Genomic DNA, 21712 nt, shown 5'->3' with positions numbered 1-21712 from the left:
GGGACTGTTCTAAATTTTGTGTAAGTACTTAATTTTCATTTATCCTTCAGAGGATAATTACAAAAGGTACTTCACATGGATGAAGCAACAATCAAAAGTATGGCTGCCGAATTGGCTAAAGGTCTAAAAACACCAGAAGACTTAAACCAAATGACAGCAGTCTTTAAAAAATTCATGATTGAAACTGCACTCAATACTGAACTTTCAGACCATCTCGGTTATGAAAAGCATCAGCCCAAGAAAGGCTCAAATAGCCGTAATGGGTTTAGTTCTAAAACCATTACAACTCAAGATGGACAACTGGCTTTAGATATTCCCCGTGATCGAGAAGGTTCATTTGAGCCACAAATTATCAAAAAGCACCAAACACGCATCACCAGTATGGATGACCAAATCCTCTCACTGTATGCAAAAGGAATGACTAATAGGGAAATTGTAGCCTTCTTCAAAGAAATGTACGATGCCGATGTGTCAGCATCTCTCATCAGCAAAGTTACCGATGCTGTGATTGAGCAAGTGACTGAGTGGCAAAATAGAGCCTTAGATAGCCTTTATCCTGTTGTCTATCTTGACTGTATTGTTGTCAAAGTCCGTCAGCACTCCAATGTGATTAACAAGTCCGTATACCTTGCTTTAGGCATCAATATGGATGGGCAAAAAGAATTACTGGGTATGTGGATTGCTCAGACAGAAGGTGCCAAATTCTGGCTGTCAGTCATGACAGAGCTAAAAAATCGAGGAGTACAGGACATTCTTGTTGCCTGTGTAGATGGATTAAAAGGCTTCCCTGACGCGATAGCCTCTGTTTACCCTCATACTGATATTCAACTGTGTATCGTGCATGTTGTACGCAATAGCCTGAGATTTGTAAGCTGGAAAGACTACAAAGCTGTTACGTCGGGTCTGAAAGCGATTTATCAGGCAAGTACAGAGGAAAATGCTTTAAAATCCCTAGACATCTTCTGTGATCAATGGAATCACCAGTATCCCAAAATTGGAGAATCCTGGCGGGCCAATTGGGAAAATATCCGAACGATCTTTAGCTATCCAGCCGAAATACGTCATGCAATTTATACAACAAATGCGATTGAGTCGTTGAATAGCGTAATACGCCATTCAACGAAGAAAAGGAAAATCTTTTCATCTGATGACTCAGTAAAGAAGGTCATTTACTTAGCAACATCAAATGCTGCGAAGAAATGGACGATGCCAATTCAAAATTGGCGTTTAGCAATGAATTGGTTTACGATTCAGTTCGATGATCGATTAAAAGATCATTTATAAAAAATGGAACTTACACAAAATAATTTACAGGCTCCAACATACCCATTATCTTCAGCTGACCATTTAACACGGTAAGTATATTGTTTACTATCCATTTAACACCCCATCATGTTTTAAGTTTATGTATAAAAGTACGATTTTCACTTACTAGTACTTAAATAATCACCCCACCACTGCATCATTTCAGTCCGTTGAGCTAAATAGTCAGCGTGATTATAGCTGGCACGGGTACGGTTCTTATCAATATGTGAAAGTTGTGCCTCAATCCAATTATCTTGGAACAAACCTGAGTCATTCAAAATGGTACTAAAAGTAGAACGTAATCCATGAGAAGATAGTTGATGTTTGCCATACCCCATCTTACGTATGGCCATATTTAGAGTATTAAAATGAATCGGTTGATTGTGTTTGCGAGGGCTAGCAAAAAGGTATTTTTCACCGTATGACCACTGCATGACGTCTTTCAAAATCTCTAAAGCCTGATTTGAAAGTGGAACTAAAAAATCTGGAATCTCATGGCCTAATATAACTTTTCGTCGAAACTGTTTAATATGCAAGGCAGGTATTTTCCAGATTTTTTCATTTAAATCAAAATGATGAGGCTCAGCCAATAACAATTCGGCCCCTCTCACGCCAGTATGTAATTTGAACATCAGTGCTTTTTTAATAATGGGATGGGCATCCAATTTTTGTAATTTATTCTTAAAATCAGATATTTCCTCCGCTTTCAAATACGGATAATTTTTCTTGATTTTGCTGTTAATGGTGATTTTATTTAAACCATGAGCGATGTTGAACTCACAATAACCCATCGCTACAGCGTAGTCATAAATTTGGTTCAAATAACTACAAGCTTTTTTGACAGGTTCTTTTACTTGGCGTCCCTCTATTTTTTTGATTACTGAAACCAGGTCATAGCGCTTGATGTTTTGAAAAGGTAAATCCTGAAGGTCTGGATAAATATCTTGCTGTAAGCATCTTTCTGCTAACTGTAGTACACCACAGCGGGGTAGATCGTTGAAGGCATTCTTCAGTTTGAACTGTAACCACTCCTCCCCGACCTTACCAAAGGTGATAAGATTAGAGGCAGTATCATGTTCAAAACAGAAATTATTGTCTTTAAAGTCATCTCTGACTTGTCGTGCCTTTTTCAGCGATAAATCAGGATAAAGACCTAACTGAATGCGTCGACGTTTTTTAGTTTGTGGATCTGTATAGCGATAGCACCAAGATTTTCTTCCACTCGGCTCAATCTTCAGGCTAAGCCCATCTTCATCGGATAAAAAACAGGTTTTTTCCTTGCAATGAGCTTGGCGAACTTTAATATCAGTAAGACTCATGGAATTTAAATGAAACCTAATAAGGGGTTGATTGGATCAATTATATCAAAATAGAACGCTTTATATATGATGCGTATGATACGCATCACATATTTTTATAAGTATCTGTTAAATAAAGTTTATATCTAGATTGGCTATTCCTTAGTGACCAAATAATTAACCATTGATTTCGCAAGTCTTAAATTAGCATTTGAAGTGCAACTCTATGTTATGACTATTCACAGTTCTGTTCCATGATTCATGGTTACTTATTACTTATGTTACTATGTCAGGGGCGATACAAGAATTAAGGTAACCTTATGAAAATAGCGAATACGAAATTACTAGCTGGTGCTTTTATGGCCCTAACTTTAACTATGCTTAGCCCAGCCGTACTTGCAAATGATAACAATGATATACGAAAGACTGTTGTAGTTAAGTTTGCAAAAAAAGCTTACTCTGCAAATTATTACGGAAGGATAGAGGGATACAAGTATGATTCCTACAAATTTTATGCTAAAAAAGGGCAAAAGTTAAAAGTGAAGTTGACTGGAGGAAATGTTGAAGCTTACTTATGGGGTAATCAATTAAAAGACTCCATCAATATTGGAGAATATTCTCCAGAGCTTGATGATAATGGTATTTATATTTTACCTGCTTCAGGTGAGTATGAAATTAGAGTATTACAACCTAGATCACAGGCAAGAAGAGATAAAAAACCTCAATACTGGATGAGTATTAACATTAAATAAAGACTTGCTAGATTCTTTTAAGCTTTTATACGAGGGTTCAAAAACTATTGCCAGTTAAGCGGGGCGTGATTTTTACGCATATGTGTTTATGTTATTAAAATGATATAGATTACTTGTTTAATACCCCAAGGAATAATTTAATCTTGCTGTGCGTTAGTCACTTTTCTTTCAAAAGTTGATTATATCTTTCAACGTAACCGTCGTGATATTCAAGCCCTTTTGATAGGAATTTGCAGTGAAAGAATAGGCGAAACTTGTCTTAAATAATGGTAATTCCTTATCTTTAAAATAGAGAACGCCCGATGAAATTCATTAGGCGTTTACTTTAAATAAGTGTCAGCTTATTTTATAATCATATGTACTTGTCAATCATGATTCTTTTTCTCAATTGCGTTAAAAAAACAATTTTGCTATTTTTGACTTTTCACACCATTTTGTTCAATTTGTACTGCGACTTGCCAGCTAGGTAGTTGGCTTAAACCTGCTACATAACGTTGGATATGGGGATAATTTTCACCTTGTCCCATATGATAAATTAAAGCATGTAGTCCAAAGCCCATCATAAAGTCAGCACCGGTTAAACGGTCTGCCACTAGAAATTCTTTATCTTTTAAATATTCATTTAAATGGCCAAATACCTTATCGAACTCAACTTGAGTATAATTTTCTAGAAATACCAACTTCGTGCCTTGCTTGGTTTCTATCGCATTAAACGTTTTTAACAAAAATGGCAGCATGGCAGAGCTTTCTGAGAAATGAATCCACTGTAGATAATCGACATAGGTAGGTTCATCCATATCTGGTGCTAAATGCGGCGCAAGTTTCTGAATTAATAACTCAACGATTGCGCCTGACTCTGCAATAACTTTGCCATCCCATTCCAATACTGGAGATTTCCCTAAAGGATGGATGGTTTTTAAAGATTCAGGGGCCAAATGCGTGCTTGAGTCACGATAATAGCGTTTCAGCTCATAGGGCTGCTTGATTTCTTCAAGTAACCACAAAATGCGAAAAGAACGTGATTGATCTAAATGATGTAGTGTAATCATAATAATTCCTATTTTTTCAAATTTTTACAACCACTTTGCCAAAGTTTTCGCCTTTTAACATACCATTGAAAGCATTGATCGTGTTATCTAAACCTTGCACCATATGCTCTTTATATTTGATTTTTCCGTCTTTCAACCAGTCAGACATTTGCTGATTGAATTCCGGATACTGACTGCCATAATCATCAAAAATAATAAAGCCTTGCATGCGAATACGCTTTTTTAAAAGGGTGGAAATAAAGCCCGGTAAACGGTCTGGCCCTTGTGCTTGCTCGGTAGCGTTATACTGGGAAACCACACCACACACCGGTACACGTGCCGCAGAGTTAAGCAATGGCCATACCGCATCAAACACTTTACCCCCTACATTCTCATAATAAATATCAATACCGGTGGGAACTGCTTGTTGTAATTGTTCTGCAAAATTTTCATCATGATGATTGATACAAGCATCGAAGCCGAGTTCTTCTACTGCATAACGGCATTTTTCAGCCCCACCTGCGACGCCAACCACGCGACAACCTTTAATTTTGCCAATCTGTCCAACCGTAGCACCCACAGGTCCCATTGCAGCTGCAACGACTAAAGTTTCACCGGCTTTAGGCTGACCAATGTCCAACAACCCCATATAAGCAGTAAATCCTGGCATTCCCAAAATACCCAATGCCCAAGATGGATGTTCAGGTTGCATACCTAAGCTTTGACAGGCAGACCCATTAGAAATTGCGTAGCCCTGCCAGCCATTTCCGGAAAGAACCCACTCGCCTTCTTTGAATTTTGGGTTTTTAAAGGCCATCACTTGACTGACTGTTCCACCGACCATCACTTCGCCAATTTCAACCGGTGCTGCATATGAAGGAGCATCACTCATGCGACCACGCATATAAGGATCGAGTGACAAGTAAATGGTTTTTAACAATATCTCGCCTTGTTTAAGTTCATTGAGTTCAACTTGCTCAATACGAAAATCGCTGTGTTTTGGCTCACCCACTGGCCGTTTAGCTAAAACGATGCGTTGATTAATAACTGTTTCACACATATAACTCCATGTTTTATTTGGAAGTATTTCTCTTCACAATCAAAAATTATGATTAAAATTTCTTTACATCCATTGTAGAGGAGTTATAATAAAAAACAATACGACTGGTCTATTTTTTATAATAGAGTAAATAATTAATATGAAGCCTAATCCTATTAAAAAGTCTGAAGCGAAGCGCTTACACATTCTTAACACCAGTTCAGACCTGATTTTGCATAAAGGTTTTACTGGTGTAGGATTACAGGAAATTTTACAGAGCTGTGAGATCCCCAAAGGCTCATTTTATCATTATTTCCAATCCAAGGAAGCTTTCGGATGTGAATTGGTACAGCATTATGTGGATAATTACCAAGTCTGTTTAAATGATGTATGGCGTAGCGATAAATCTCCTTATCAAAAGCTGATTGAGTATTTTAATTTATGGATAGAAGATCCTGAAACACAGTGTGGTTGGGCGGATAGTTGTTTAATTGTGAAACTTGCCGCAGAAGTTGCCGATCTATCTGAAGATATGCGCTCCATTATGTCCGCTGGCGTGGATGATGTAATCGAGCGTATTGCTGGTTTAATTGATTTGGGAAAACAGGATCAGTCTATCCAAGCAGATACTGAGGCCTCGACTTTGGCACAAGTACTTTACCAAATGTGGTTAGGTGCAGCATTATTGAGTAAGTTGCAAAAAGATAAAACACCATTACATCAAGCTCTGAGAGCAACTAAATTTCTATTAAAAAGTGAAGTTTCTTAAAAATTAGATTAAATATCAATTACATAATTAATGACAGCAGCCCAATGATTACTTATTAATGTGTTGTTATTAGATCAATTTACAATCCATGAGTATAGCGCACAATGAATTCTCCTTCTAAAGCCCTCATGACTCGTATTTTAGTCGGATATTTAGGCTTATATCCCACACTATTACTGGTACTCACTTTATTAAAGCCAATTACTCATCATCAAAGTTTCCCGATGATGGTGTTGATTGAAGTCATAGTATTAGTGCCAGTAACGCAACTGATTTCTTTCCCACTGGCAGGTTGGCTCATTACACGGCTAAAAAATTTTAAGAATTTGTTTTAAGAAGAAATTGTGCTGGCAACAGCAATCCTAAGTCGTTATTTTGCCAACCACAAAGGTTGGCAAAATAACTCATTAAGTCAATATTAATCTGCGTAAGCTGGATAATCAATATAGCCTTTTTCCGTCCCACCATACATAGTGCTTGCATCTACTGCATTCAATGGCCAGCCATTGGCGATACGATCGGGTAAATCTGGATTCGCAATAAATGGGCGTCCAAATGCAATTAAATCGGCCAGACCTGCCTCTAAAATTCGAGTCCCTCTTTCTGCCGTATATCGACCTGCATAAATAATCCGACCACTGAAAGTGTCTCTGACATCTTTACGAAAATCATGAGGAAGTTCTGGTGCATTATCCCAATCAGCTTCTGCAATAGATAAATAGGCAATCCCAACTTCTTCAAGTATCTTTATTGCCTCAATATAAGTGACATGTGGATCATCTTCAACCAACCCCATGTAAACACGATCTTCCTCTGTACTTTCAAATAGCGGGGCAAAACGCACTCCTAAACGATCTGCACCAACCACCTCAGCAACTGCCTCTACTACTTCACGTAAAAAACGCAAACGATTGTTTAGTGATCCACCATATTCATCTTCACGATGGTTACTATGTGCAGAGATAAATTGGTTCACCAAATAACCATTTGCACAATGAATTTCAACTCCATCAAAACCAGCAGCCAAGGCATTACGCGCTGCTTGAGCATAGAGTTGCACTAATTCTTTAACTTCTGCATTGCTTAAAGCACGTGGCATTGAAGGATCAGCCAAGGCCCCCGCATTGGGCCCGGTCTCAATAAAGACTTTAACATTACTATCAGCCCTAATAGCCGAAGGCGCGACCGGTGATGCATGATCGGGTTGCAAAGATGTATGTGAAACACGCCCAACATGCCAAAGTTGTGCAAAAATAATGCCTCCTTTAGCATGCACTGCTTCCGTCACTTTACACCATCCAGCAATCTGTTCAGGGCTGTAAATACCGGGAGTCCAAGCATAGCCTTGACCACGTGGCTCGATTTGCGTACCTTCGGTGACCATAAATCCTGCCCCGGCACGCTGTTGATAATAGGTTGCCATCAGTTCATTTGGAATATTCCCTGGCTGAGTACTGCGCGACCGCGTTAATGGTGGCAATACAATACGGTTTTGCAAAACATAAGGGCCTAAGCTTAAGTTTTGAAAAAGTTTGCTGGCTTTCATTTTATTGTATCCAAGTCATCATGGCTTAATTGATCTAAATTAAAAAATAACCTTCCTTCCTGTATATAGAAAAATAAAGGAAGGAAAGCTATTCACTCAGGCCCGTCACCATTAAGTGAGGGTTATTTTGCTTATTGCGCCAGTTGCTCAGAGTCAGAAGTTTATTCGCTGCTAAGCACCACAACAAACACTAGCTACTCTTTATTTCAACAATTGAAGTAATGCTGTAGCGGTTGCAGCAGAAGATGCTGGATTTTGTCCAGTAACCAGCAAGCCATCTACTTGAACATATACTTGCCAATCATCCACTTTAGAATAATGACCACCGTTTTCTTTAAGCATGTCTTCAACTAAAAATGGTACAATTTCGGTCAAACCTACAGCGGCCTCCTCAGTATTGGTGAAACCAGTCACTAATTTACCGCTAACTAAAGGCGCTCCATTACTCGCTTTCACATGACGAAGAACACCTGGGGCATGACACACTGCTGCAACAGGTTTGCCAGACTGAATCGCCTGTTCAATCAGAGAAATTGAAATCGGATCTTCTGCTAAATCCCACAATGGGCCATGTCCGCCTGGATAAAACACTGCATCATAATCAGTTACAGAGATTTCGCTAAGTTTATGCGTCTGTGCCAATGCTTGCATTGCAGTTGGATCAGCTTCAAAACGATGAGTGGTTTCAGTTTGTGCTTCTGCTAAATTACTTTTCGGATCTAGTGGTGGCTGCCCACCTTGAGGTGACGCCAGCGTAACTTCAGCACCAGAGTCAATAAAGGTGTAATACGGTGCAGCAAGTTCTTCTAGCCAGAAACCTGTTTTCTTACCAGTATTGCCAAGTTGATCATGTGAGGTTAAAACGATTAAAATTTTCATGTTATTTTTCCGATAATTTTCAGGATTTAGGAGCATTGTTGCATGATCACTTGCCGTGTGGCGTGAGCATGCCAGATACGCGCATTTAGCTTAGATGCTCGTCGCGAGAATTTGGCGACTGATCTCTAATGAAACAGTTTTATGTTCGCCTAGCTGTGTAAGATTGTGTGATTTAAGTTGCGTAATGATGATCTCAATATCTGTCTCCACCAGTCCATAATCGCTAAGACGAGTCGGCAATCCAAGTTGCTCAAAGAAGGCTCGAGTACGAGCAATAACAGTATCAATACGTTGTTCTTCATCACCTTCGACAATCTGCCAGACACGAGCTGCATACTGTAGTAATTTTTCTCGCTTCTCTTGACGACGCACTTGTAGATTGGCCGGAAACACAATGGCCAAGGTACGAGCATGATCAATACCATGTAAAGCCGTGAGCTCATGTCCAATCAAATGGGTTGACCAATCTTGTGGTACACCAGCTCCAATTAGCCCATTCAGTGCCATGCTAGCAGCCCACATCAAATTCGCACGCGTGTCATAATCTGCTGAATCGTCCAAGATTTTCGGTCCAATCTCAATCAGAGTTTGCAATAGACCTTCGGCAAAACGATCTTGTACTTGTGCATTGACAGGGTAAGTTAAGTACTGTTCCATGACATGAATAAATGCATCGACCACGCCATTTGCTAACTGGCGCGTCGGCAAGCTAAAAGTTTTATTCGGATCGAGTACGGAAAATTGCGGAAAAACATGGGGACTGCTAAATGACAATTTGGCTTGGGTCGATTTTCTGGTGACTACCCCACCGCTATTCATTTCTGAACCAGTTGCCGGAAGGGTGAGTACACTCGCAAAAGGCAAAGCTTGAGTAATTTTAGTACCATGGGTTTCTAAAATCTCCCATGTATCCCCTGTATAATTGACTGCTGCTGCAATAAATTTAGTACCATCAATTACCGATCCACCACCGACAGCCATCAAGAAATCAATCTTTTGTTCACGAATCAGCTCTACGGCTTTCATGAGGGTTTCATAACTCGGATTCGGCTCAATTCCGCCAAATTCATGAATTTCTCTTGCACCTAATGCTTCACGCACTTCAGCTAAAGTACCATTCTTACGTGCACTTTCACCACCAAACAACATTAACACTTTTGCTTCTGTAGGCACATAGTCATTGATTTTAGCTATTGTATCGCCACCAAAAATAATACGGGTCGGATTATAAAAGTTAAAATTCAGCATATTTTTATCCTAGGATAATCAGTTAATTGATTTGAAAAACCACCGTTATTTATCAAATAAACTTTAAAAAATTGGGCAACACTGCGGCTTTTGACTACACCATGTGCTAACTATACATAAAAATAGACCAGTCGTCTATTTTTATAAATATTATTTCAGCTTGCCGACTTTAGTTATGGTTAAACAAATTCAGGCTTGTTCTATACCACTTTTATTATTGATGTATTTTCACGAGCGATTGTTGGATGGAAGGTATCAACACGTATGACTACTGACATGGTCGTGAACGCATTGGCTAAAACAGTGAATGACTCATACAAAATAGCGATGATTAAATATTTTAAAAGCAGATTGGCACGGTTTAGCAGATGTACAAATGCGACAGTAAATTAAATAGATTGGTTCAATATAAAGCATGTAAATAGTTGCATTCGTTTATTTACCCTGTTTTGGATATTGACCCATGTAAATGATGAGATTAAGCCATTAAATAAAGTAGCCCAACTTGAATAAAAAGACTCCGACAAACCTCACAGGGTTGAAGTGCTGCCTTTCATTCGAAATTTCAGGCAGCACCCTCATACATTTAAGCATCAGTATGAGCTGGTAGTTTACTCGCCAAAACATCTACTTTTTCAATAGACGGCGGCTCTGAAAATAGCTCTTCAGCCTGAGCCATCAAAGCAGCTGCAACCTTGCCAGATAAATGTGCTTGGCGACCCGCCTCATCAGGAAATGCATCAAAAATACCAAATGTTGTAGGTCCAAGACGTAGGCCAAACCACGCAACTGTCGCAGGTTCTTCCATTACAATAGGTAAACCGGCTTTAAGGAAAGCTTCCACTTCGTCTTCTTTACCCGGTTTAGCTTCAAGACGGACATATAAAGCTGTTTTAAGCATGACTAAAACTCCACAATTGATTAGAATTAAAACTAATTCTGACATTGCTAATGTATGAATTTCAGAAAGTTTTGTTGTATAAAAGTTAAAAAAATTCCCATAGCTGAGCCAAAATCTGGGTTTTTATTTCGACATAATGCTATGAATTTATTCAAGTTAATATCATTAACATTTGAATCAAAAAAATTAAGATATGAGATGATTCAATTCAATCTTATTTATATAAGGATCAATTGACTCTACCTTAGATTTATAAGCTGACCTCTTCATCTGGAAATTATATTGCTCAAGAAGCATTCAAGAACAACATTGTACATCCTCATATCTATGAAAGTTATTTAGCTAGGAATTTGCTGTGAAACTCTATATGTTTCTCTATAAAGCTCGCAATGAAGTAATAGCTATGGTCATACCCTTCTCTTAGGTTAAGTGTAAGAGGATATTCTTGTTCCAAACAAATATTACTAAGAAGCTTAGGCCTTAACTGTTCTTCAAGAAAATCATCAGCTGTTCCCTGATCGACTAAAATAGGTAAATGAACTTCAGCGTTTTTGATTAATTCAATCGCATCATAGCTTTTCCATAAAGTTTCGGTTTCACCTAGGTAGTGTGTAAAAGCCTTTTTCCCCCAAGGTACTTGCCTAGGTGCAACAATTGGTGCAAAAGCAGAAATACTTTTATACAGCTCAGGATTTTTTAACCCAATTACTAATGCACCATGACCACCCATGCTATGCCCCATAATGCTTTGGACTTGATTGGTCGGAAAATTCAGGTCAATCAGATTTCTCAGCTCTTCCACAATATAATCATACATTTTGAAATGCTGTGACCAGGGTGCTTGTGTTGCATTCACATAGAATCCTGCGCCTTGGCCTAAATCATAATCTGCATGATCTGGTACATCTTCTCCACGTGGGCTGGTATCTGGTGCAACAATAATGACTTTATGTTCAGCCGCATACTTTTGTGCTCCGGCTTTAGTAATAAAGTTCTGTTCGTTGCAAGTCAGTCCTGATAACCAATATAAAACTGGCAACCGCTCATCTTTGTCATGAGGTGGCAGATATATTGAGAATTTCATTGAACAGTTTAATGCTATTGACTGATGGCGATACACTTCTTGCGACCCACCAAAAGAAGCATGTTTCTCAATTATTTCCATAATCAATTACCTATGTTGAGCAAGACTTCATGAGAAATCAAGTAAACAAAGAGTCTGACATTCTCCACACAGAATAGTGATAAAGAATTAAAATGTAGGCAGGTTTATTGAACCTATACACGATGCCTACACAGATAGATCTGTTTTACAGTTGATGTGCCGTTTTAGAGGATTCCATGCATGTCATTCATGATGCACATGCATGGAAAAGTATAAGGTTTGTCGCAATTATTCGTAATGAATTACAGTACGAATTGACTTACCTTCATGCATTAGATCAAAGGCTTCATTGATCTGATCCAAGCCCATCGTATGTGTCACAAATGGTTCTAATTGAATTTTACCTTTCATGGCATCTTCAACCATTCCTGGAAGTTGCGTACGACCTTTTACGCCACCAAAGGCAGAACCTAGCCATTTACGACCAGTAACCAGTTGGAATGGACGGGTAGAGATTTCCTGACCTGCGCCAGCAACACCAATAATTACGGATTGTCCCCAGCCACGGTGTGCACTTTCAAGGGCTGAGCGCATCACATTCACGTTACCAATACATTCAAATGAATGATCTACACCCCAGCCAGTCATTTCGACAATTACTTGCTGGATTGGTTTATCGTAATCTTTAGGGTTCAAGAAGTCCGTTGCACCAAACTCTTTTGCCAGCGCAAATTTATCAGGATTCATGTCAACCACAATAATACGCCCTGCTTTAGCTTGACGTGCGGCTTGTACGACTGCCAAACCAATACCACCTAAACCAAAAACCGCAACACTATCACCTTCTTGTACTTTAGCCGTGTTGTGTACTGCACCGATACCCGTTGTTACCCCACAACCCAATAAGCATACATGTTCATGATTGGCTTCAGGATTGATTTTAGCCAATGATACTTCTGCCACTACCGTGTATTCACTGAACGTTGAGCAGCCCATATAATGGTAAATCGGTTGACCATTGTAAGAAAAACGAGTGGTACCATCTGGCATTACGCCTCTACCTTGAGTTTCGCGAACGGCAATACACAAGTTCGATTTTCCAGATTTACAGAATACGCACTCGCCACATTCAGCGGTGTAAAGTGGAATTACATGATCACCTGGTTTGACACTAGTCACGCCTTCACCAACCTCAACCACAACGCCAGCACCTTCATGCCCGAGAATAGCCGGAAAAACGCCTTCAGGATCATCGCCAGACAAAGTGAATGCATCTGTATGACACACACCGGTATGGGAGATCTTGATTAATACTTCACCTTTCTTCGGTGGTGCAACATCAACTTCAACAATTTGAAGAGGTTGACCAGGACCAAACGCAACAGCAGCACGTGACTTCATGGAATAACTCCTTATACAGGTCTATTTTAAATATGATTTTAGAATCTTGGCGATTTCAGCCAGTTCTTCTTTTCGTTGTTGTTCTGTGGTTTCACCTGATACTAAAGTGTCCTTTAAATGAACCTCCAACATCTCATTCATTAAACCATTAATAGCACCACGCACAGAGCATATTTGTTGCAGAATTGCACCACATTCCACATTGTCTTCTAACGCTTTTTCAATCGCTTGCGTCTGACCTTTGATCTTTCTGACGCGTAGAAGAATCTTTTTTTTGTCTTCAACCTGATTAGGCATCAGACCTCCTTATTTGCTAGTATTAATACTATAGTGCCCTATAGTATAAAAAAGAACAATATTTTTTTATAAATCGAAAAGGCTTTGTACGAGATGACCAAAAACGGGCAGTTGGCTTGGTGAACCGTAATTTTAGTACTGATCATCCTGACCCTTGCGAAGCAGTGCTTCTTGTATGTCAGGTCGCAGACTTCAGCTATATTCAAACAAATTCAGGCTAGGTCTATACCGCCCTTATTATTGACGTGTTCTCACGCGCAATTGTTGGATGGAAAGTATCAACACGGATGAATACAGATATGGTGCTTGATGCACTGGAGCAAGTATTACGTGACCGATGTATGCCAAAGAATGTAATTCATGATTTAAATAGAGGTGTGCAATATCTTTCTATTCGTTATCCTGTTAGAGGCAGCAAATTTAGGAGCATCAGTCGGTACAACTGGTGATTCCTATGATAATGCTTTGGCTGAAACGGTGAATGGCTTATACAAAACTGAGGTGATTGACTATTGAAAAGCAGATGTACAACTTGCGATATTAAATTGGGTAGATTGGTTCAATAAAAAGCGTGTACACAGTGCATTGGTTATGTATCGCCTTTTGATTTTGAAACAAAGTATTATGATAAAATTAACCCGTTAGTTCAGGTGGCCTAACTTAAATAAAAAGTCTCCTACAAACCCAGTATGGTTCACTCTGCTATCAAAGGCTTTATGCAACAAAGCCTCATGGAAATAAAGACAAAAGTGACTTTTAAATCTGAAAAAATCAAAATTGTGGTCTCAAAATTGCTTTATAAAAGTATTGAAAAAAGTGAAGAACATTAAATTTATGTTACAAAACTCTAAGCGTATTGGTTTTTTATTACTCGATAACTTTTCAATGATTGCTTTCTCAAACATGGTTGAAGTCTTACGTATGGCTAATTATGTTACAGAAGACAATTTATACCAATGGAATGTAACGGGTTTAGATGGTCATCATAGCTGCGCAAGCAATGGTCTTCAAATACAACATACCTGTGTTTGGTCACATTTACTGAACATGGATATAGTTTTTATTTGTGGTGGTTTTCAACTTTATAAAAATATGACAGTACGCTTAAAGAATTTTTTATATAGGTTGGATCAACAAAAAATTGCTTTAGGTGGTTTATGTACAGGCGCTTATGTATTAGCGAAAGCCAATCTACTAAATGGCTTTCGTGCTAGCCTTCATTGGGAAAATAGCTTAGCGGCACAAGAAGAGTTTCCATTAGTACAGTTTACCCCACATATTTTTACCATTGATGCGAACCGTTTTACCTGTTCTGGTGGGCTTGCAGCGATTGATTTAGGCTTGGCACTTGTTGAAATACACTATCCAAATATTGCTAAAAGAATCTGTGAGCAATTTATTGTTCATCAAGTGCGTGAGAGCAATGAAATTCAACATCAACCTATTGCTGAACATAAGAAAAAACTTGATTTTCAGATTCAAGAAGTATTGCGCTTAATGGAAAATAATATTAATGAGCCTTTAACTATTGCTGAAATTGCACAGCATGTAAAAATTCAACCGCGTACTTTAGAGCGCTTGTTTAAAATGAGTCTACAATTGGCTCCAAAAGAATATTATTTAAAACTAAGACTCACCTATGCACAGAATCTACTTAAACAGTCTACGTTAAACATTTCAAATATTGCTTTGGCATGTGGTTTTTGTAATGTATCTAGTTTTACTAAAGCCTATAAAGCTTTTTTTAACTATTCCCCCAAATTTGAACGTAACATTCTGGATTTTGCTCATTAGTGTTTTTTAGTCTTGTCGGTTTTTGACAACTTTTTGACGCTTTTAGCAAAAATCCCTATTCATATTCTGCATAAGCTTAGCTCATTGATTACATTACATTGATCTAGGAAAATATATGAATACTTTAGTAAATAATTTTGCTGCTTCACAACTACCATCATTATTAACCATTGAAAATGGTGAAAAAGTTTCTGCAACATTTTCATTATCTGAGTATCAAAATAGACAGAGCAAGTTACGCCAACTAATGGAAGAGCTAGAAATTGATCATATTCTATTTAGTTCAATCCATAACATTAACTATTATGCAGACTTTATTTATTGTTCATTTGGGCGCTTCTACGGTCTGGTGGTTAGCCCAGAAAAAGTGGTGACAATTTCAGCAAATATTGATGCTGGGCAACCTTGGCGTCGTACGATTGGCGACTATAACGTAGTTTATACTGACTGGCAGCGTGATAACTATTTTAAAGCGGTTGCACAAGAAATTCCAAATAAAGGCCGTGTAGGAATTGAGTTTGATCATTTACCTTTAGAACGTTTAAACAAGTTAAAAGCAGTTTTACCGAATGTGCAGTTTGTGGATATTAGTTCCGCATGCATGAAGCTACGCATGATTAAATCTGCTGAAGAAATTGCACATATCACCCAAGGTGCTGCAGTATGTGATATTGGTGGTTTTGCAGTGACTGCAGCAATTCGTGAAGGTGTGCCAGAGCATGAAGTGGCTTTAGCCTCTACTCAATCCATGGTACGTGAAATTGCCAAACGTTTTCCAAACTCTGAACTCATGGATACGTGGACTTGGTTTCAATCAGGCATTAATACGGATGGTGCACATAATCCTGTTACAACCCGCCAAGTCCAAAAAGGTGATATTTTAAGTTTAAACTGCTTTTCTATGATTGCTGGCTATTATATAGCTTTAGAGCGTACACAGTTCTTTGATCACTGTGATGATGCTTCATTACGAATTTGGGAGGCGAATGTCAAGGTGCATGAAGCTGGCTTAAAACTCATTCGCCCAGGTGCACGTTGCAGTGATATTGCTAAAGAGTTAAATGAAATTTTCTATGAAGAAGGTTTATTGCAGTACCGCACATTTGGTTATGGACATTCCTTTGGTGTGTTATCACATTATTACGGTCGTGAAGCCGGTTTAGAATTACGTGAAGATATTGATACGGTGATAGAACCAGGCATGGTGATTTCAATGGAACCTATGATTATGATTCCGCAAGGAATGGCTGGGGCTGGTGGTTACCGTGAACATGATATCTTGGTCGTTACAGAATCAGGAAATGAAAATATTACCAAATTCCCATATGGTCCAGAACATAACATTATCAAATAAAAGATTTTAAATAGGCACTCTGAAAATGAGTGCCTATTTAATTAGGAGTAAATAGAATGAAAAACAATCATCAAATAGAGCAAAAAAATACTTTAAGACGTGTTGCTAGCGCCAGCTTTATTGGTAATTTTGTGGAGTGGTTTGATTATGCTGCATATGGTTTTTTGGCAACAGTTATTGCAGTGGTTTTTTTCCCGAAAAGTGACTCTTTAACAGCATTAATGGCTACATATGCGATCTTTGCAATTTCATTTATTTTTCGTCCATTAGGCGGTATTTTTTGGGGGCATGTTGGGGATAAATTTGGTCGAAAAAATGCACTATCGTGGTCGATTATATTAATGACACTGGCTACGGTATGTATTGCACTGTTACCAAGTTATCAAAGTATCGGTATTTTTGCACCGATTATGTTATTAATATTCCGGATGATCCAAGGCTTATCCGCTTCAGGTGAATATGCTGGTGCAGCAAATTTTCTTGCAGAATACGCCCCTAAGGGAAAAAGAGGACTTTATACCAGTTTAGTTCCTGCAAGTACTGCAACGGGTTTACTACTCGGCTCTTTAATGGCAGCGGCGATGTTCGCTTTCATGTCAGAGGCGTTTTTACACGAATATGGTTGGAGAATTCCATTTTTATTGGCAGCACCAATAGGTTTAATCGGGTATTATATCCGTGTAAAGTTAGAAGAAACCCCAGAGTTTTTAGAACATCAAAAAAATAGCAACAAAGAAATTTTTCCAATCAAAGCCTTATTTACTCAGTATCAACCAGCACTTTTTAAAGCATTTGCAGTTGCATCTTTAAATGCCACCGCCTTCTATCTTATTTTTAGTTATATGCCAAATTATTTAGCTACAGAGTTAGGTGTAAATAAATCCAAAGCCTTTATATCAGGGTCAATTTCATTGCTATTTTATATTGCTGTAGTTTTTGTGATGGGCAAATATTCAGATCGAATTGGACGTAAGAAAATGTTGCTTTGGGCAGGTCTAAGCTTTATCGTACTGACTGTACCCTTGTTCTACTTACTTTCAACTGCCAGTTTTATTGAAATGGTGATCATTCAGCTCGTGTTCTGCACATTATTAGCAATGAACGATGGGAGCTTACCTGCATATTTAACAGAACAATTCCCTATACAAGTGCGCTATACCGGTTTTGCCTTTAGTTTTAATACTGCTAATGCACTATTAGGTGGAACAGTTCCTTTCGTTGCAACCTGGTTAATTCAACAAACAGCTAATACCTTAGCACCTAGTATCTTATTAGTTATAGTTGCAATTTTTGCAAGTATAGCTTTATTAGAAAGGAAATCACATCATTTAATCAATGCTAAGGCTTAATAGGAATAGGTTATGCTTTTAAATGCTCTCCCTACACTCAATAGAAATATATCTACTTTAATTGGTCTTACAGCCGTCATATTTTGGAGTACAAATGTAGGCTTAATGCGTAGTGTCAGTGAGAGCTTTGGAGCTGTAGCTGGTGCTGCTCTAATTTACAGTGTCGCATCCATGATTTTAGTTTTCATGGTTGGTATGCCTAAGTTTTCTACCATCCCAAAATCCTATTTATGGTGGGGAAGCCTTTTATTTGTTGCTTATGAATTATGTTTTGCCCTTTCTATTGGCTATGCGCAAAACAGTAGACAAGCAATCGAAGTTGGCATGATTAATTATCTATGGCCAACATTTACTCTACTATTCGCAATTATTTTTAACAACGTTAAGGCCAATATTTTAATTATTCCTGGCTGCATATTCGCTTTAGTTGGAATTTGTTGGGTACTAGGAGGAGATACTGGATTTGATTTTTTTCAGATATTTACTAATTTAAAAGCTAATCCTCTTAGTTATGGTTTAGCTTTTGCTGCTGCTATTTTGTGGGCTGCATATTGTTCTGTGACAGTAAAAACATCTCAGGGTAAAAATCTAGTCACTATATTTTTTGCCTTGACTGGAGTTGTACTATGGATCAAATACCTTCTCATGAGTGGGTCAGCTCTTAATTTTACTTATGACAATACACTCACTCTGATTATGGCAGCTGGTGCTTTAGGTTTGGGATATGGTGCTTGGAATATTGGAATTATTTCAGGGAACATGACGTTAATGGCTGGAGCTTCTTATTTTATTCCCGTGTTATCAGCTTTGTTTGCGGCATTAATTCTAAGTACGTCCTTATCTTTTATCTTTTGGCAAGGTGTTGCAATGGTGACAGCAGGAGCAGTTTTGTGTTGGTTAGCGACTCGAAAGAAACAAATTATTTAGAGTTATACTAAAATTAACATACTAGACTTTAAGCGAAGTCAAGATATTGAAACTGTTTATCTATTAAGGCGTGTCCTCATTTGAAAAATTGATTTTAAAGATTTAAAAGAATGATTTAACCTCTTTTTATTTGTATATTTTTCAATGGCACGAACTCTACTCACCGATGATATTTGACAACAAATCCAGTCTACGATGCAATTTCATGGTAAGCGTCCGCTGAACACACCTTCTGAATTCATCCTATAAGCCTTAATTTAGTCCACACTTAAAAACAAGTGGGGACTAAAATTTATGACTACAAATCACCAGACATCCATCGCATCTCTTGCGAAAAAACGAAGAACATACAGTGCTGAATTTAAACAGCAGATCGTTCAGGCTTGTAAAGCACCGGACGTTTCAATTGCTTCGGTCGCTTTGCAACATGGATTGAATACAAATCTTGTATCCAAATGGATTCGCTTAATTGATGCTAAGCCAGGGAATGATCGCTCACCACTACCGAATAAACCTGCATTTATTGCCTTATCTTGCTCTGCACCATTAGATCCTACTCCTACTGACATGTTAAAGGTTCAAATTACTTTACCCCACTCAAAAGCAGAAATTGGCTTGAAATGGCAAGTATCAGAAATATCTGCTTTAGCAGAATTACTCAAGGCACTTGCAACATGATCCGCATTGATGAAATCTGGCTTTCTACCCAACCTCTGGATATGCGAGCAGGGATGGATATTGTCATGGCTCAGGTGGTGAGAGCCTTTGGCTACATCAAACCGCATTGTGCTTACCTGTTCTGTAATAAACGTGGCCATCGCATGAAAGTGCTGGTACATGATGGACTGGGCATCTGGCTGTGTGCCCGGCGGCTGGAACAGGGAAAATTCCACTGGGCGCAGGTTCACCAGGGTGAAAGCATGGCGATAAGTCCGGAACAGTTACAGGCACTGATCCAGGGTTTACCTTGGCAGCGCATTGGACGACAGCAGGTGGTGACGATGCTTTAAACCAGACTGTTCCATTCTGCTATTCTCCAAACGTTCTATTTCATTCTTCTCATGACCTCAGGCATACTGCGGTCATGAATACGCTGCCTGACTTAAGCCAACTGACCCATGAACAACTGCTGGAATTCACCAGACAGTTGGCAATGCAGCATCAGTCTCTGGCAGAATCAAATCAAGAGTTAGAAAAATCAAACCAGCAATTGGATGCCAAAGTTCAACATCTTTCTATTCTCACTCAAAAATACGAGCATGAACTGGCGCTGTTTAAAAAGCACAAATTCGCCCAAAAGAATGAACACTTAACGGCAAAACAAATCCATCTGTGGGATGAAGCGGTTGAAGAAGATATTGCCGCGGTTGATCTAGAACTGGAGCGGCTGAATGCAGATAAAACCGATGCAGTGACACACAAAGCCACAGTCAATAAACCTAAACGTCGACCACTGCCAGATCATCTACACACCATCCGTATTGAGCATGAACCTGCATCAACCCAATGTGCTTGTGGATGCCAACTCCGGCGTATCGGCGAAGATGTCAGTGAAAAACTGCATTTCAGACCGGCACAGTTCTATAAGGAACAGCATATCCGTGGCAAATGGGTCTGTGATCAGTGCGACACCCTGACTCAGCAAGCGATGCCAGCCTATGTGATTGATAAAGGCATTGCTTCACCTGAACTGCTCAGCCATGTGTTGGTATCGAAGTATGCCGATCATTTACCGCTGTACCGTCAGCGCCTGATCTATCAGCGGGCGGGCATTGATCTGTCCAGATCCACGTTATCTGACTGGATTGGTCGCTGCGGTGTGGAACTGGAACCTCTGGCCAATGCCTTAAAACAGGTGGTGCTGCAACAGCGGGTGATCCATGCCGATGAAACGCCGGTCACCATTATGCGGATGGGTGAGAATGAGAAAAAACCGAAGAAAGGTTATGTCTGGGCCTATGCCACCACACAGTACAATCCAGTTCAAGCGGTGATCTATGACTTTCAGGATAGCCGTTCAGGTCAGCATGCAGAAGAGTTCCTGAATGGCTGGCAGGGCCATCTGGTCTGTGATGATTACAGTGGTTATAAAGCACGCTTTAAATCAGGCGATGTCATTGAGGTGGGCTGCATGGCACATGCACGTCGTAAATTTCATGAACTGCATGTGACCGGGAAAAGTCAGATCGCTGAACAGGCATTAGTGCTGATTCAGAAACTGTATGCCATAGAAGCAGAACTCAGGAAAAAGACCGATAGTACAGCAGAACACCGCCGCGAATACCGACAACAGCACAGCCAACCGGTGAGGCAACAACTGTATGAATGGCTCAACCAACATGATCTGACGGTGCCATCGAGTTCTCCAACCGCCAAGGCGATCAATTACAGTCTGAAGCGTTGGCCAGCCTTAAGCCGCTATCTGGATGATGGCAATCTACCCATTGACAATAACTGGGCAGAGAACTCAATGCGTCCCTGGGCATTGGGCCGTAAGAACTGGTTGTTTGCAGGTTCGCTGCGCAGTGGACAGCGAGCGGCAAATATCATGACTTTAATCCAGTCAGCAAAGCTGAATGGCTTGGATCCGTATGCCTATTTAAGTGATGTGCTGAAAAAGCTACCGACACATAAAGTGACCCAGATTGAAGAGTTACTGCCACACTGCTGGAAACCTAAATCGAATTAAAAAATTGGTATGGGATTCAGCGGACGCTTAC

Annotated in this window: 21 protein-coding genes and 2 pseudogenes; 13 read left to right on the top strand and 10 right to left on the bottom strand. The window is 39.3% G+C overall.

Going from position 1 to position 21712, the window contains the following annotated elements; genetic code table 11:
• The first annotated feature begins 75 nt into the window (after positions 1-75).
• Positions 76-1284: an IS256-like element ISAba26 family transposase gene (locus MKL51_RS13065; RefSeq protein WP_000343018.1), complete on the top strand. Its 1209-nt coding sequence runs from the start codon at positions 76-78 to the stop codon at positions 1282-1284.
• A gap of 140 nt (positions 1285-1424) precedes the next feature.
• On the opposite strand, the gene MKL51_RS13060 is transcribed toward MKL51_RS13065, so the two are convergent.
• A complete protein-coding gene (locus MKL51_RS13060; RefSeq protein WP_000059636.1) occupies positions 1425-2624 on the bottom strand; it encodes a tyrosine-type recombinase/integrase in 1200 nt (399 codons plus the stop codon).
• 299 nt (positions 2625-2923) lie between these two features.
• Between MKL51_RS13060 and MKL51_RS13055 the strand changes: the two genes are divergently transcribed.
• Positions 2924-3355, top strand: coding sequence for a PPC domain-containing protein (locus tag MKL51_RS13055; RefSeq protein WP_005134223.1), 432 nt, complete (start codon positions 2924-2926; stop codon positions 3353-3355).
• 410 nt (positions 3356-3765) lie between these two features.
• On the opposite strand, the gene MKL51_RS13050 is transcribed toward MKL51_RS13055, so the two are convergent.
• Positions 3766-4404, bottom strand: coding sequence for a glutathione S-transferase family protein (locus tag MKL51_RS13050; RefSeq protein ID WP_005134221.1), 639 nt, complete (start codon positions 4402-4404; stop codon positions 3766-3768).
• A gap of 16 nt (positions 4405-4420) precedes the next feature.
• The gene (locus MKL51_RS13045) at positions 4421-5443 is read right to left on the bottom strand and encodes an NADP-dependent oxidoreductase (RefSeq protein WP_017386622.1); all 1023 of its coding nucleotides are present in this window, start codon (positions 5441-5443) and stop codon (positions 4421-4423) included.
• A 139-nt stretch (positions 5444-5582) separates the two neighbouring features.
• On the opposite strand from MKL51_RS13045, the gene MKL51_RS13040 reads away from it, so the two are divergent.
• Together MKL51_RS13040 and MKL51_RS13035 are read left to right on the top strand one after the other, a co-directional pair.
• Entirely contained in the window at positions 5583-6191 is a 609-nt protein-coding gene (locus tag MKL51_RS13040) for a TetR/AcrR family transcriptional regulator (protein WP_017386623.1), read from the top strand.
• 104 nt (positions 6192-6295) lie between these two features.
• Positions 6296-6526 carry a hypothetical protein gene (locus tag MKL51_RS13035; protein WP_004796107.1) on the top strand — a complete coding sequence of 77 codons (231 nt, stop codon included), beginning with the start codon at positions 6296-6298 and terminating at the stop codon, positions 6524-6526.
• An 83-nt stretch (positions 6527-6609) separates the two neighbouring features.
• Here MKL51_RS13035 and MKL51_RS13030 read toward each other — a convergent pair whose 3' ends face one another.
• The 3 genes from MKL51_RS13030 to MKL51_RS13020 form a co-directional block, all read right to left on the bottom strand.
• A complete protein-coding gene (locus MKL51_RS13030) occupies positions 6610-7737 on the bottom strand; it encodes an alkene reductase (protein WP_005071529.1) in 1128 nt (375 codons plus the stop codon).
• A 201-nt stretch (positions 7738-7938) separates the two neighbouring features.
• Positions 7939-8616: a type 1 glutamine amidotransferase domain-containing protein gene (locus MKL51_RS13025; protein WP_000697981.1), complete on the bottom strand. Its 678-nt coding sequence runs from the start codon at positions 8614-8616 to the stop codon at positions 7939-7941.
• 90 nt (positions 8617-8706) lie between these two features.
• Entirely contained in the window at positions 8707-9864 is a 1158-nt protein-coding gene (locus MKL51_RS13020; protein ID WP_000931664.1) for an iron-containing alcohol dehydrogenase, read from the bottom strand.
• Between the two features lie 183 nt (positions 9865-10047).
• Here MKL51_RS13020 and MKL51_RS21045 point away from each other — a divergent pair.
• Positions 10048-10377 (top strand): annotated as a pseudogene (locus tag MKL51_RS21045) (IS3 family transposase); the annotation flags it as partial.
• 73 nt (positions 10378-10450) lie between these two features.
• Here MKL51_RS21045 and MKL51_RS13010 read toward each other — a convergent pair.
• The 4 genes from MKL51_RS13010 to MKL51_RS12995 form a co-directional block, all read right to left on the bottom strand.
• Entirely contained in the window at positions 10451-10765 is a 315-nt protein-coding gene (locus MKL51_RS13010; RefSeq protein WP_017386625.1) for a putative quinol monooxygenase, read from the bottom strand.
• 334 nt (positions 10766-11099) lie between these two features.
• Positions 11100-11930 (bottom strand): S-formylglutathione hydrolase, encoded by an 831-nt coding sequence (gene fghA / locus MKL51_RS13005; RefSeq protein ID WP_270904329.1) that lies wholly within the window; start codon positions 11928-11930, stop codon positions 11100-11102.
• A 228-nt stretch (positions 11931-12158) separates the two neighbouring features.
• Positions 12159-13271 (bottom strand): S-(hydroxymethyl)glutathione dehydrogenase/class III alcohol dehydrogenase, encoded by a 1113-nt coding sequence (locus MKL51_RS13000; RefSeq protein WP_007393395.1) that lies wholly within the window; start codon positions 13269-13271, stop codon positions 12159-12161.
• Between the two features lie 21 nt (positions 13272-13292).
• The gene (locus tag MKL51_RS12995) at positions 13293-13568 is read right to left on the bottom strand and encodes a metal/formaldehyde-sensitive transcriptional repressor (protein ID WP_001133624.1); all 276 of its coding nucleotides are present in this window, start codon (positions 13566-13568) and stop codon (positions 13293-13295) included.
• An 89-nt stretch (positions 13569-13657) separates the two neighbouring features.
• On the opposite strand from MKL51_RS12995, the pseudogene MKL51_RS12990 reads away from it, so the two are divergent.
• The 8 genes and pseudogenes from MKL51_RS12990 to MKL51_RS12955 all read left to right on the top strand — a co-directional run.
• Positions 13658-14227, top strand: a pseudogene (locus MKL51_RS12990) (DDE-type integrase/transposase/recombinase); the annotation flags it as partial.
• 175 nt (positions 14228-14402) lie between these two features.
• Positions 14403-15362, top strand: coding sequence for a GlxA family transcriptional regulator (locus MKL51_RS12985; RefSeq protein ID WP_004832906.1), 960 nt, complete (start codon positions 14403-14405; stop codon positions 15360-15362).
• 115 nt (positions 15363-15477) lie between these two features.
• The gene (locus MKL51_RS12980) at positions 15478-16716 is read left to right on the top strand and encodes a M24 family metallopeptidase (RefSeq protein WP_004832908.1); all 1239 of its coding nucleotides are present in this window, start codon (positions 15478-15480) and stop codon (positions 16714-16716) included.
• 56 nt (positions 16717-16772) lie between these two features.
• Positions 16773-18065: an MFS transporter gene (locus MKL51_RS12975; protein WP_004832916.1), complete on the top strand. Its 1293-nt coding sequence runs from the start codon at positions 16773-16775 to the stop codon at positions 18063-18065.
• A 12-nt stretch (positions 18066-18077) separates the two neighbouring features.
• A complete protein-coding gene (gene yddG / locus MKL51_RS12970) occupies positions 18078-18992 on the top strand; it encodes an aromatic amino acid DMT transporter YddG (RefSeq protein WP_002126624.1) in 915 nt (304 codons plus the stop codon).
• 294 nt (positions 18993-19286) lie between these two features.
• Entirely contained in the window at positions 19287-19670 is a 384-nt protein-coding gene (gene tnpA, locus MKL51_RS12965; protein WP_004646130.1) for an IS66-like element accessory protein TnpA, read from the top strand.
• Positions 19667-20002 (top strand): IS66 family insertion sequence element accessory protein TnpB, encoded by a 336-nt coding sequence (gene tnpB, locus MKL51_RS12960; RefSeq protein ID WP_004832949.1) that lies wholly within the window; start codon positions 19667-19669, stop codon positions 20000-20002. Before tnpA ends, tnpB begins: the two co-directional genes overlap by 4 nt.
• A 74-nt stretch (positions 20003-20076) precedes the next feature.
• Positions 20077-21681 (top strand): IS66-like element ISAba46 family transposase, encoded by a 1605-nt coding sequence (locus MKL51_RS12955; RefSeq protein WP_017402503.1) that lies wholly within the window; start codon positions 20077-20079, stop codon positions 21679-21681.
• Positions 21682-21712: the final 31 nt, after the last annotated feature.

Origin of the sequence: Acinetobacter sp. AOR18_HL (genome assembly GCF_027855145.1) — a bacterium.
Taxonomy (GTDB): domain Bacteria; phylum Pseudomonadota; class Gammaproteobacteria; order Pseudomonadales; family Moraxellaceae; genus Acinetobacter; species Acinetobacter pittii.
Note: the sequence above shows the minus strand (reverse complement) of the source record. Positions and strands in the feature narration are given on the sequence as shown.